The 13,084-nt window shown below is 65.2% G+C and carries 6 protein-coding genes; 4 read left to right on the forward strand and 2 right to left on the reverse strand.

Annotation, left to right across the window (positions count from 1 at the left end; genetic code table 11):
• Positions 1–11: 11 nt before the first annotated feature.
• Positions 12–2,441, reverse strand: coding sequence for an FUSC family protein (locus tag P3T23_RS07700; RefSeq protein WP_429315584.1), 2,430 nt, complete (start codon positions 2,439–2,441; stop codon positions 12–14).
• 205 nt (positions 2,442–2,646) lie between these two features.
• On the opposite strand from P3T23_RS07700, the gene recC reads away from it, so the two are divergent.
• The 3 genes from recC to recD are packed head-to-tail and all read left to right on the forward strand — an operon-like array spanning position 2,647 to position 11,758.
• On the forward strand, positions 2,647–6,027 hold the full coding sequence (gene recC / locus P3T23_RS07705) for an exodeoxyribonuclease V subunit gamma (RefSeq protein ID WP_429315585.1): 3,381 nt from the start codon (positions 2,647–2,649) through the stop codon (positions 6,025–6,027).
• A complete protein-coding gene (gene recB / locus P3T23_RS07710; protein ID WP_429315586.1) occupies positions 6,024–9,722 on the forward strand; it encodes an exodeoxyribonuclease V subunit beta in 3,699 nt (1,232 codons plus the stop codon). Before recC ends, recB begins: the two co-directional genes overlap by 4 nt.
• Positions 9,719–11,758, forward strand: a complete 2,040-nt coding sequence (recD, locus tag P3T23_RS07715; protein WP_429315587.1) for an exodeoxyribonuclease V subunit alpha — start codon at positions 9,719–9,721, stop codon at positions 11,756–11,758. The genes recB and recD overlap by 4 nt, the downstream gene beginning before the upstream one ends.
• 51 nt (positions 11,759–11,809) lie before the next feature.
• Here recD and P3T23_RS07720 read toward each other — a convergent pair whose 3' ends face one another.
• On the reverse strand, positions 11,810–12,454 hold the full coding sequence (locus tag P3T23_RS07720; RefSeq protein ID WP_429315588.1) for a VC0807 family protein: 645 nt from the start codon (positions 12,452–12,454) through the stop codon (positions 11,810–11,812).
• A 183-nt stretch (positions 12,455–12,637) separates the two neighbouring features.
• Between P3T23_RS07720 and arfB the strand changes: the two genes are divergently transcribed.
• Positions 12,638–13,042: an alternative ribosome rescue aminoacyl-tRNA hydrolase ArfB gene (gene arfB / locus P3T23_RS07725; protein WP_429315589.1), complete on the forward strand. Its 405-nt coding sequence runs from the start codon at positions 12,638–12,640 to the stop codon at positions 13,040–13,042.
• The last annotated feature ends 42 nt before the right edge of the window (positions 13,043–13,084 follow it).

The raw sequence follows: 13,084 nt of genomic DNA on the forward strand, positions 1-13,084 counted from the left end.
CTTTCAGATTTCTAGTCTTCGGGCAGACGGATGACGCTCGCGTCCTTGCGGATCAGGTACGACGCCACGACCATTTGTTTGCATTGGTGCGCAAGCAGTTTCAGTTCGTGAACCGAGTCCGCGGAATAGCCTGGCGACTGCTCTGCTGCAATGACCATCGCGTCGAGTTCGCGTGTCAGCAGCTTCGTGACCTCGGACTGGTCGTGCGGCGGAGGCGTGCCGGCCTCCGCCTCGGTCAGGTTCTCGCGAACGACGGTCAATGCCCGTTGCTGCGGCTGCAGCGACACGCTGTCATGCAGTTGCGCAGACGTGCGCAGTAACGGCGCGGCCGCCGTGATCTGCGACGCGAGCACGTGACTGCGCACCAGCAGGTCGTTGAGTTCGGGCACGAACTTCTGCACGGATTTCGGTTCGAGCATCATCCGCTGGAAGGCTTGTCCGAGATTCGCAAACGCCACGTGAACATTCTTGCGCGCGAGACGATAGCGGTAGTCGCGGTCGAGCGCGCTGGCGGCAGCCGTGGCCGCGGGCGTGGCTGCAGTGGCCGGGGCTGTCCTCGCGGACACCGGGGCGACGGCGGATCCTGCGTCGCCCGCTGCGACCTGATCGAGCATCGCTGTGCCGCCGCCTCCATTCAACGTCGCTTCTGCCAGTGCGACCATCGGCGCCAGCGCGCCGGCTTCAGTCACGGCGTCGGGCGGGATGGCTGCGCTGGCGGAAGCAGGCTGGCCGCTCCACCACCAGCTGGCTTCCAGATACTGCCGGGTGGCTGCGATCATGTCATTGACGAGCTTGCCCATCAGCCGGTATTCCCAGTACGGGAACAGGTGGCTGGCCGCGATCGCGATGGCGCAACCGACCACCGTATCGATCGCGCGCTCGCCGATGATGTGCAGGTTGCCCGGCGCAAGCAGATGGAACATCAGCAGCACGTACGATGAAGTAAATACGACACTTGCCGTGTAGTTGAACAGCAGCAGGCTGTAGCTCATCACCATCGACGCGAACATCACGACGAGCAGGACGTGCGGCTCCTTGACGAAGACGATCAGCGCGATACTGGCTGCGCAGCCGATCGTCGTGCCGACGATCCGCTGCCCGTTACGCTGCTTGGTCAGCGAATAGCCGGGTTTCAGGATGATGACGGTTGTCATTACGATCCAGTAGGCGTTCGTCAGCGGCAGCAGGCGCCCGAGCCAGAAACCGACGGCCACGGCGATCGTTACGCGCAGTGCGTGGCGAAAGCTCGGCGAGGCCATCGTCAGATTCGAGAAAATCTGTCGGTACGGCACACGGCGGCTCGAGATGAAACGCGACAGCGCCTGGTCGAGGCGCAGTTCGGTTTCCGTCACGTCCGCCTCGCTGGAGAGGCTTTTGCGCATCTTGTCGATGAGGCGCGTCGAACTCCATACGCGCCGGAAGGTGGCGGACACCGCCGCGTAGGCTTCCGGGTTCTTCTTTGGCAGATCGTTCTTGCGCATCAACTCGATCTCGTATTCGATCGCGCGCAGCTCGGCCTTCAGGTTCACGCGGGCGCGCGGCGGACGGTTTTGCAACACCGCGAGGCCGATGTCTTCGAGGTCCGCTGCGGCCTTGCGCATCAGGTCGCGATAGAAAACCAGCAGGTCCGAGGCACCGAACGTAGTGCGCACGAGTGGATAGTCCGTGTGGGAGCCGACAAACAGCTCGTGCAGATCGACCGTATTGATGAACAGATTGAAAAGTGCCGCGCGGCGCCCGTCCAGCTTGCCGCTCTTGAGCTTGGGCAGGTTGCGCAGCACGATGTCGCGTGCGGCGTCCTGACGTTCTACTGCGGCGATCTGCCTTGCGACCAGGTTGCGATAGCACTCGTCGAGGTCATTGTCGAGATCGTAGAAGTCCGCGCGCGAGGCCAGGTAGTCTGCGCAGGCGAATACGCTTTCGGCGAGCGCCTGCTGTTCGATGCGGTGCATCTGCCAGCGGCTTACGATGGTTGCCCAGTAGGTGTACCAGAGCCCGCCCAGCAGGATCCACGACGCGTTCTGGAGCGCCTGCAGCGGCGTGAAATGCTCTTCAAGCGTCATGATCATCATGAAGAGCGTCGCGAAGCTGATCTGCGGCCAGCGGTTGCCGTACACGACGATCAGCGAGAGCACGAACGTGAGCGGCACGACAGTACACCAGAGGGCGACCGCATTGACCGTGGCGAGCCCCGTGGCAAGCGCCGACAGAAAGCCGATCACACTGCAGGCAAGCATCTCGTTGTGCTTGTACTTGAGTGGCCCTGGCATGTCGACCACACAGGCGCCGAGTGCGCCCGTCGCGATCGTGAACCCCAGCTCACGGTTATGGAACACGATGAGACAGAGGACGGCCGGCAACGATACGCCGACCGCGATACGCAGTCCGCCATAAAAGTACTGGCTATACAGAAACTTTTTAATTTCGACCGAATAGCGCATCGGCTGCCTGGGTTTTTCCTGGGTCCGTTGGCGAAAAAAGCGATTGAGGGACAGGCTCAAGCTGCGTCGAGTCTAACTGATTTTGACCGTGTTCTGACCTCGTCCGTCTGGCCAGGTTCTGTGCCGTCGATGCCTTTGCTATGCTGTCGCCTCAACGTCGTTTGCGGCCCGGGTTTGACGAGGCGCCGCCGTTTCCATAGGCACCATGCTCCAGCTCTTCTATTCGAACCGGTACGAGATTCTCGTTTCCGCACTGCTCGACGATCTGTCCGCCGCGCCGTCCGACCCATGGACTGCGCAGCCTGTCATCGTCCCGAGTGCGGCCGTGCGGCGCCGGCTTGAACTCGATATCGCGAGGCGCCATGGCGTATGTGCCAATGTCAACTTTCGTTATCTCGCGCAATGGCTGTGGGCACAGATTGGCGGCGTGATTCCGGTGCCCGTGCATTCGCCTTTCGCGCCGGACCGGCTGGTGTGGCGCTGCTACCGGCTGCTGGGCGAGGAGGGTGAGGGCGCGCCCTGGAACGCGTCGCCCCGCTTGCGCAGCTACCTCGACGCCGCCGATGCGCCGATGCGCTACGAACTCTCGCGGCGTGTGGCCACCGTGCTGGATCACTATCTGACGTATCGCCCGGAGTGGCTGACGCAATGGCAGTCGGGCGGCTCGATCTTCGCCGGCGTGTCGGGTGGGCCGGGTACGGCAAGCGACAAGGGCCCAGGACTTACTGGCGGCACCGAGGTCACGCGCGAAGACGAACAATGGCAAGCCGCGCTGTGGCGCGCGCTGCTGGCGGAGGTTGGGGGAGATGCGCGATCGCTTGCCGCCGCAACGCCGCCTGCCTACCGGTTTCTCGACGAAGTGCGCACGCTCGATCTCGATACGGTGGCGCGGGCGAACTGGCCCGAGGCGGTCAGCGTGTTCGCGCTGCCGACGATGCCGCCGCTGCACGTCGCACTGCTGCGCGAACTGTCGCGCTGGGTCGATGTGCGTCTCTATGTGATGAACCCTTGTCGCGAATTCTGGTTCGACATCGTCAGCGAAGGCCGGGTCGAGGCGCTCGACGCAGCCGGACAACTCGACTACCAGGAAGTCGGCCATCCGTTGCTGGCGGAATGGGGCAGGCAGACGCAGGCGCAGTTGCTCATGTTGCACGAACTGACCGAGAGCGCGGCGTCGAGCGAAGCCTCGTATTACATCGATAACCCTGCGCCGAGCTGGCTTGCCAGCGTGCAGAACGCAATCCTCGATCTGCAGGACGAGCAGGAAGGCGAGCCGCCTGTCGAGCAGGGGATCGAGGTTCATGTCTGTCATAACCTGTCGCGCCAGCTCGAAGTGCTGCATGATCGTCTGCTCGGCTGGTTCGACGAGTTCGACGACCTTCAACCGTCCGATGTGCTCGTCGCGTTCCCGGATCTCGGCGCGGCCGGCCCGCTGATCGATGCGGTGTTCGGCACGGCGCCCGCTGGCGACACGCGGCGCATTCCCTATCGCATCACCGGCCTGCCGCCGTCGCAGGCCAATCCCGTCGCGCGCGTCCTGCTCGATTGGCTCGCGTTGCCTGAGCGTAGCGTGGGTGCACCGGACCTGATCGAATGGCTGCGTGTGGATGCGATCGCGGCGCGCTACGGTATCGATGCGCCTGCGCTCGAAGCCGCGCAGGAGTGGCTGGCGGCCGCGGGCGCGCGGCGCGGGCTCGCGCCCGTCGAGCCGGAACATGAAGCGGTGCCGGTCGCGCGTCATACATTTGCCGATGCCCTCACGCGGCTCTTTCTCGGCTATGCGATGCCGGACGGCGGCGAACCTGTCGATGCGTGGCTGCCCGTCGAAGGCGCCGATGGCTCGGACGCGGAGCTGCTCGGCCGGCTTTCGAGTTTCGTCGACGATATCGATGCCTTCGCGCGTCTTTGCGAAGCGCAGCACACGCCGGTCGAATGGAGCCAGCTATTGCTCGAAACGCTCGGCCGGTGCTTCGACGCAGGGGTCGAGTTTGCGGATTCGCTGGCCGACGTGCGCGACGCGCTCGACGCCATGAGCGAAGCGATGCGTGCCGGCGCCGAAGAGGTCGCCTTGCCGGCGGCGGTGGTGCGCACGGCGCTCGCAGAAGCGCTCGATGACCCCGCACGCGGCGGCGTGCCATGGGGGAGCGTCACGTTCTCGTCGCTGACGAGCCTGCGCGGCTTGCCGTATCGCGTCGTGTGTCTGCTGGGCATGGACGATGGTGTGCTGCCGAGCCTCGCACGTGCGGACGAGTTCGATCTGATGGCGGTGTTCGGCAAACCGGGCGACCGTCAACGCCGCGACGACGAGCGCAACCTGTTCCTCGACCTTGTGCTTGCTGCTCGTGACCGTCTGTTGATCGCCTATACCGGACGTAGCATCCGCGATAACGCGCCGTTGCCACCGGCCGCGCTCGTCGACGAGTTGCTCGACCATCTGGCGCGGGCGTCGGCAGGGCCCCACGCCGCGCCGGCTGAAGTCGACGAGGCGCGGCGGGCATTCATCGTCGAGCATCCATTGCAGCCGTTCGCGCCGGACTATTTCGACGCCCAGCGGGGCCTCTTCACATACGATGCGGATCGCGCGGAACTTGCCGGCTTGCTGGCCGCCCCGCAGGGCGCGCCCGCTTCGGTGTTCTTTGCTCAACCTTTACCTGCCGAACCGATAGCGCCGGTTGCGTTCGACGATTTCGTCCGTTTCTGGCGCCATCCGGCGCGCGCGCTGCTGCGCGACCGGCTTGGCATCGTGCTGTCCAATGCGCAGGGTGAATTGCTCGACACCGAGCCGTTCGAACTCGACTACGCGGGCCGCGATGCGCTCGCTGACCGGTTACTCCCGGGATTGCTGGATCGCGATCTGGATGAGGGTGCCATCGACCGTGCCCGCCGCATTGCGCAGGCGAGCCCCGAACTGCCGGGCGGCGCGACTGGCGCGGTCTGGCGCGCCCGTGAGCTTGGCGCTTTGCGTCAACTGGCGGACAGCGTGCGGCGAGAAGTGGCGGCGGGCGTCGAGCGCGCGCCGTTCGCGCTCGACATCCGGCCGCGCTGGCCCGACACGTTCGGTGCGCCGCTGTTCGGCTCATACGACCCGGAGTTGCGCGCCGCGGCCGAAGAAGCGCCGCTACAACTGCACGGTACGCTCAACCTGCTGACGGAAAACGGCCAGGTGATGTTTCGCTATGCACGGCCAACGGCGCGCGACTATCTTTCTGCATGGCTCGCGCACCTCGTCTATTGCGCGACGCATCCGTCGGGCCCGCGGCGCACGGTGTGGCACGGTAGTGGCGAAACGTTCGAACTTGCACCGGTTGCAGCGCCACTCGAAGAACTGGCGCCGCTCGCTGCGTTGTTCCGGGCGGGCCGAATGATGCCGCTGCGCTTCTTCCCAAAAAGCGCATGGGCGAAAGTGAGCGATGGCGATGCGGCAGCGCAGGGCGCCTGGATCAACGATCGCGTGCGCGGCGAATCCGACGACTCCGCGCTTCGCATCGCATTGCGGGGTACGCAGATGAAACTTGACGAGCCGTTCGGCGCGCTGGCTTCGATTGTGTTCAAGCCGCTCGTCGGACATCTGCGGAGTGCATCATGAGCGGCACGATGGGGGCGCATGCAACAGCCACACGGGAACTCGACGTGTTCGCCTGTCCGCTGGACGGCGTGAACCAGATCGAGGCATCGGCAGGAACGGGCAAGACATGGAATATCTGCGCGCTATACGTGCGGCTGCTGCTCGAAAAGAATTTGAATGCCGACCAGATTCTCGTCGTCACCTTCACGAAGGCGGCAACCGCGGAACTGCACGAGCGGATTCGCGGGCGGCTGGCCGAATTGCAGCGGGCGATCGAGACGGATGACGACGGCGGCGATCCGTTCGTCGCGCAGCTGTTCGAAACGACGCTTGCGCCTGAAGGGGGCATCGATCGCGAGGCGGCAGCGAAGCTTGTGCGCCGGGCGCTGCGTACTTTCGACCAGGCGGCGATTCACACCATTCACGCGTTCTGCCAGCGCGCGTTGCAGGAAGCGCCGTTCGCGGCTGCCATGCCGTTTGCGTTCGAAATGGAAGCGGATGATGCGTCGTTGCGGTTCGAGCTTGCCGCGGATTTCTGGCGCGAACGCGTCGAACCGGTAGCGGCTGCGCATCCGGCGTTCGCTGCCTGGCTGGTGGCGAAGGGGGCAGGGCCAGCTTCATTGGACCAGCAACTGGCCCGGCGCCTCAAAAAGCCGCTGGCGCAACTTCGGTGGGGCGGCACCGATGCCGCTGAGACCGGCGGCACGGCCGACACGCAAATCCGCTTCGACACCGCACGCGAGCTCTGGCGTGCGGAACGCGATGCGATTGCGAGTCTGCTCGAAGAATCGCAGGACCGCCTGAGCAAGACGTCGCACAAGCCGGATGCACTAAGTGCGGCGATTGCGGCGTGGAGCGCGTATTTCGCCGGCGACGACGCCCATGCGCCGCCTCCGCGTGCGGCATTGAAGCTGACCGCGTCCGCGCTGAAGAAAGCGACGAAGGTCAAGTTCGAGCCGCCCGAACACCCGTTCTTCGCTTTGGCAGATGAGCTGGCGGCCGCGGTCGTGGCGGCCGAGGCGGCACAGCGTGCCCGCTGGCTCATGCTCGTGCAGACATGGCTCGAAACCGCGCCAGCCGAACTCGCGGCACGCAAGCGTACGCGTCGCGTGGTGTCGTTCGATGACCTCCTGTCGAATCTGTATCAAGCGCTCACCGCTCATTCGTGGCTCGCCGACGCGTTGCGCGCCCGCTATCCCGCCGCGTTGATCGACGAGTTCCAGGACACCGACCCGCTACAGTTTGCGATCTTCGATCGCATCTTCGCGCCGGCCGGACCATTGTTTCTTGTCGGCGATCCCAAGCAGGCGATCTACAGTTTCCGTGCTGCCGATCTGCATACCTATCTCGCCGCGCGCGACGCTGCGTCCGCGCGCTACACGCTGGCAGTCAATCAGCGCTCGACGCAGCCGGTGGTCGTTGCCTGCAATCGCATCTTCGAAGCAAATCCGCAAGCGTTCGTGCTGGAAGGGCTCGCTTATCAGCCGGTTCGCGCCGGCATGCGGCAACGCCAGCCATTCATCGATTCGCACGGGCAGAGCGGCGACTTTCGCATCTGGATGCTGCCGGAAGGCGAGCGTGCGCTGACGAAGCGCGAAGCGCAGCGGCAGGCCGGTGATGCCTGCGCCGCGGAGATCGTGCGCCTGTTGCGCGGGGCGCGCGAGGGCACGGTAGCGATCGGCAATACGCCACTCAAGCCCGGCAACATCGCGGTGCTCGTGCAGACGCACCGCCAGGGAAGTCTGATCAAAAGCGTGCTGGCAAGCTGGGGCGTTGGCAGCGTCGAACTGGCTCAGGCGTCCGTGTTCGGAACGCTCGATGCCGAACAGATCGAGCGCGTTCTGGCCGCTGTCGATACACCCGGCGATCTGCGCCGTTTGCGCGCCGCGCTCGCCACCGATTGGCTTGGCCTCGACGCGGCCGCGTTGTGGCGGCTCGAACAGATGACGGACGCGCCATCGTCTGCGGACGATCCCGCCCATGCCGGCGACGCGATGAGCTGGGTCGAGCGCTTCTCGCGCTATCGCACGCTATGGCGCGAGCGCGGTTTTGCCGTAATGTGGCGCACCTTGATGCGCGAGCTTCGGGTCGCCCAACGGCTCGTCTCGACGCAAGACGGTGAGCGGCGCCTGACTGACGTGAACCATCTCGCCGAACTCATCCAGGCGCGCGCCGCGACGCAGCCGGGCATCGCACCCACGTTGCGCTGGCTGGCCGCACAGCGCGCCCAGGGCGGCGGCGAAGAGGCACAACTGCGTCTTGAATCAGACCGCAATCTGGTGCAGATCGTGACCGTCCACAAGTCGAAGGGTCTGGAGTACGCGGTCGTGTTCTGTCCGTTCCTGAACGACGGTTCGTTGCGTGATCCTCCGTCGTCGGGCCTGCCCGATGCACGTGAGTATCACGACGATGAAGGCGCGGCTGTCCTGCATTACGGCTACGACGATGACGAAGCCGGGCGGGCCCAGCGCCATGCCGCCCGCGAACAGGCGGCCGAACGGGCGCGCCTCGTGTACGTGGCTTTGACCCGCGCGGTCTATCGCTGTTATCTGGTTGGCGGGGTCTATCTGTCGTCGCGTTCGACGAAGGAGTCGCGCCGCAGTGTGCTCAACTGGCTGGTCGCGGGCAAAGGCCATGAGTTCGACAACTGGCTCTCCGATCCGCCCGACGAAGGCATGTTATCCGACCGATGGCATGCACTGGCTGGTGGCCCGGTGTCGATCGAGGCTCTGCCTCCCGTCACGCGCAGGGTGCCGCTCGAAAGCGGGCAGATCGACAGCGCAGGCATGCAGGCGCGTATGAACCGGCGCCTGCTACGCGACCAATGGCGGATGGCGAGTTTCAGCGGACTGGTGGCAGCGGGTGCGCGTAGCGAGGAGTTTGCTGCGCCTGTCGAAGAGGCGCGTCCCGATCATGATGAGATCGCGGAAGCAGTTTCCGGGCCGACACTCCTGGTCGCGCCGCGTCCGGCGCATGCGCCCGACGACATCCTGGCTTTCCCCCGCGGAGCAGCGGCCGGCGAATGTCTGCACCTGATGTTCGAACTGGCCGACTTCGCCAATCGGGAGACATGGCCGAAAGCAGTCGAACGCGCGTTGCACGAGCGCCCCGCGCAAGCGGTGCCCGAACTCGCGCAGCGGATGCCGGCGATGATGCGCAACCTGCTGGCGGACGTCGTCGCAACCGAACTCGTGCCGGGGATGACGCTTGCCGCGCTGAACCCGAAGCGGCGTCTCAACGAACTTGAATTTCTCTTTCCTGCTTCGGCGCTCGATTTCCCGGCGTTGCGCGAACTGCTGCTTGCACACGGGTACCCCGACGTTGCGCTGGAATCGGGCGTGCTGCGTGGTTTCGTCAAAGGGTTCATCGACATGATCGTCGAGCACGACGGCCGCTACTGGGTGGTCGACTGGAAGTCGAATCATCTTGGCGATACACCCGAAGACTACGGCGCCGCGTCGCTCGAGGCCGCTATGGCCAGTCACGCCTATCACCTTCAGGCGCTGCTTTACATCGTGGCGCTGCATCGCTATCTGCGTGCGCGCGTACGCGGCTACACGTATGAGACGCACATCGGCGGCTATCTGTATCTGTTCGTGCGCGGGGTGCGTCCTGCGTGGCGGGATGTCGAAGGCGCGGCGGGCGTGCATGCACGCTTGCCTTCGGCGGCACTGATTTTCGCGCTTGACGCGCTGATGGACGGAGGCGCGGCATGAGTACGTTCGACCAGGCGCCGCTCGACATTGAAGTCTCACTTCCCACGCCGGCGGATTTCAGTACGGCCCTTGCGGAAGGATTCGCGAGACGACTCGGCATCCTGACGAAACGTCTTGGCGGCGGGGCAATGAGTGTGCGCTGGGCGCAGCGCGCGGCATTCGCAATCAGCCGCGCAACCGCCGAAGGGCACGTCTGCGTGCCATTGCACGTGTTGGCCGACCGCTACGAGGCTTCCATCGAGGAGGTGCGCGAAGCGTTGTTCGCAAGCGGCGTCGCGTGCGACGGTGTGGCGGAAGCGGCGGCACTCCGGCCGCTGGTCGTCGATCAGCAGGGACGGCTCTACCTTGCGCGCTACTACGACTACGAGCGGCGCCTCGCGCGCTCGCTTGTCGCGCATGCTCATGGAGACGGTGCGCGCGGCGTTGACCCGGAGGCTGCCTCTGGTTCCGGCGGCCGTGGAGAAACCGACGATCCGTCAGCGCTCCGCGCCCGGTTGCTCCGCTATTTCGGCGCACCTCGGGACGCCGCAGTCGACTGGCAGCGCGTGGCGGCGGTGATGGCGCTATCCGGCAGGTTGACGGTGGTGAGCGGCGGCCCGGGAACCGGCAAGACGACGACGGTGACGGGCGTCCTTGCCTGTCTGCTCGATGCCGCGCCGGACTTGCGAATCGCGCTCGCCGCACCGACCGGCAAGGCGGCACAGCGCATGCAGGAAGCGCTGCTCGGCCGTGCGGGCGATCTGCCGCCCGATATCGTCGCCCGCCTGCCGCAGACCTCGTACACATTGCACCGGCTCCTTGGGAGCGGCCCTGGCGGTCGCTTCCGGCATCACCGGGACAACCCGTTGCCCTACGATGTGATCGTGATCGACGAAGCGTCGATGATCGACGTCGCGATGGCTGCTCATCTGCTCGATGCGATCGCACCGCAGACGCGTCTCGTGTTGCTCGGCGACAAGGATCAACTCGCGGCAGTCGAAGCCGGCGCCGTGTTCGCCGAACTCAGCGCGCAGCCGTCATTCAGCGCGAAGGGCACCGCAAGGATTGCAGCGGCATTGGGCATTGACGCATCGCAGCTTGCGGCATCGCTGCCGGTTGCCGAGGCGAACACGCTTAACCCGCTGCCGCCTGTCGACGATCTTTTCGCCGACGCAACTCATGGAGAACGCACAGCCATCGCAAGTCCGCAGCAAAGCCGCGACCCAGCCGCACTTGCTGACGCCGTCGTCTGGCTCGAGCGCAACTACCGCTTTGGCCTGGAATCGCCGATCGGACAGCTCTCGCTGGCGATCCGGCGCGGCGATCCACAGGCCGCGCTCGCGACCTTGACTCCCGATCCGGGAGGTCCATGCGCCGCAGCATTCTACGAAGACCCGGGGCCGGCTCCAGGCGATCGCACTATCGCAAGACTCGCGAGTGGCTTTGCCCTTTATGCAGAAGCGCTCTCTGTCGCGCTTGCCTCGGCCATGCCGGAGCCGGCGCCGCTTTTCGATGCGCTGAACCGCTTTCGTGTTCTGTGTGCGACGCGCTCGGGTCTGCGCGGTGTCGATCAGATCAACGCGCTGATGGCCGCGCAGATACGCCGCGTGGCGCGCGTGCCGCTTGCAGTCGGCGCCAGCTGGTTTGCGGGCCGGCCTGTGATGGTTACACGCAACGACTACGCGCTCGGACTCTTCAATGGTGACATCGGGATTGCCCTGCCGGGCGAAGACGGTGTGCTGCGCGTGTATTTCCGTTCGGGCGACGGCAGTCTGCGGGCCGTATCGCCCGCGGCGCTGCCACCGCACGATACGGCGTTCGCACTGACGGTCCACAAGTCGCAAGGCTCGGAGTTCGAACACGCTGCACTGATGCTGCCTTCGGCGTTCAGCCGCGTGCTATCGCGTGAACTGGTTTATACGGCGATTACACGAGCGCGCGAGCGTGTCGAAGTGATCGGCTCACGTGCAGTGCTGGCGCAGGCGATCGCGACGCCGACGCAGCGCGACTCCGGCCTCGCGGCACGCATTGCCGAGGCCATGGAGCGTGGGAGATGACACTCGGCATGGGGGCGAGGCAGGCTGGCAACGCGGCGGTGCGAGGGCGACTCAGCCCGTGACGCCATCGGTCGCTTCGCCGCCCGCTGTCGCGCGATCACGCATGCCTTTGCGGTACCACACCGTCCACAGCAGCAACGCGCCATAGATGCCGTAGCCGATAAACGGCGATACGACGAGAAAACGCTCGACAGGCCACGTCATCGCCATCCACGCGCGCAGGGCGGTTTCGCCGGTCAGGCCGGCGCCCCAGACGGCGGTCATCAGCCGAAGCGCGGACACGAAGGCGGGACGCTCGTGCCACAACGCTTCGATGCGCGCTGCGCCGTCAGCCATTTCGCGCGCGACGGTGGCACGTGCCAGATAGAACACGAGCGGTCGCGGCATCGCGAGGGAGAACAGGAACGCGACGCCGACGGCGCCGGACACGAGCGATTCGCGCAGTAACAACATGCGAGGGCTGCCGCCAAGCGCCATCGCCGCAATCGACAGCACGATGCCGAGCAGCACCATCACGCTCAACGCATCGACACGCCGGAAACGCGCCAGCTCAACCGCGCTCCAGACGAGCGGCGGCACGGCGGATGCAATCAGTCCGCCCGTCTCGCCCCAATGCGGAACAGCGAGCCGATAGGCAAGCCATGGTAAAACCAGGTTGACTGCCAGCTCGAAAAGGAAGCTCGCGCGTAGTTTCATGTCGATCGGTATTGTGGATAGGGTTGTCAGGCTCGACCAGCCACGTCTTCGCGAGCACGGGACAAGCTCGACATTGCCTGTCGCCGGCGTGCGTTTGCTGCGTGCACGAATCGAATCACCAGGCGCGGTCGCGGCCTGCAATAGTCTGTGCGAAACTTGTGTTTCGCCGCCCAACAAGCCGCCATGATCTCACGTTACCCAATCCCGCCAAACGAAATCGAACTGACTGCCGTGCGTGCGCAAGGGGCGGGCGGGCAGAACGTCAACAAGGTGTCGAGCGCCATTCACCTTCGCTTCGACGTGCATGCATCTTCGTTGCCTGACGTACTCAAGATGCGTCTGCTCGCGCTCTCCGATCATCGGTTGACGCGAGATGGCGTGGTCATCATCAAGGCGCAGGAGCACCGCACCCAGGAAATGAATCGCGCGGCGGCGCTCGCCCGTCTGGACGAACTGATTCAGAGCGTCAGCGTGACCCGCAAGGCGCGCGTCGCTACGCGTCCGACCCGCGCGTCCAATATGCGCCGGCTCGAAGGCAAGTCAAAGCGTAGTGAGATCAAGGCCGGGCGTGGACGTGTGAGCGACTGAGCTGTTGTCCCAGCCGTTGCCTCCACGTGGAGCGCGGAGCCC

Origin of the sequence: Paraburkholderia sp. GAS448, assembly GCF_050435685.1 — a bacterium.
Classification (GTDB): domain Bacteria; phylum Pseudomonadota; class Gammaproteobacteria; order Burkholderiales; family Burkholderiaceae; genus Paraburkholderia.

Coding starts and splice junctions, on each gene's coding strand:
- P3T23_RS07700 (WP_429315584.1), bottom strand. CDS start 2,441: ATGCGCTATTCGGTCGAAATTAAAAAGTTTCTGTATAGCCAGTACTTT.
- recC (WP_429315585.1), top strand. CDS start 2,647: ATGCTCCAGCTCTTCTATTCGAACCGGTACGAGATTCTCGTTTCCGCA.
- recB (WP_429315586.1), top strand. CDS start 6,024: ATGAGCGGCACGATGGGGGCGCATGCAACAGCCACACGGGAACTCGAC.
- recD (WP_429315587.1), top strand. CDS start 9,719: ATGAGTACGTTCGACCAGGCGCCGCTCGACATTGAAGTCTCACTTCCC.
- P3T23_RS07720 (WP_429315588.1), bottom strand. CDS start 12,454: ATGAAACTACGCGCGAGCTTCCTTTTCGAGCTGGCAGTCAACCTGGTT.
- arfB (WP_429315589.1), top strand. CDS start 12,638: ATGATCTCACGTTACCCAATCCCGCCAAACGAAATCGAACTGACTGCC.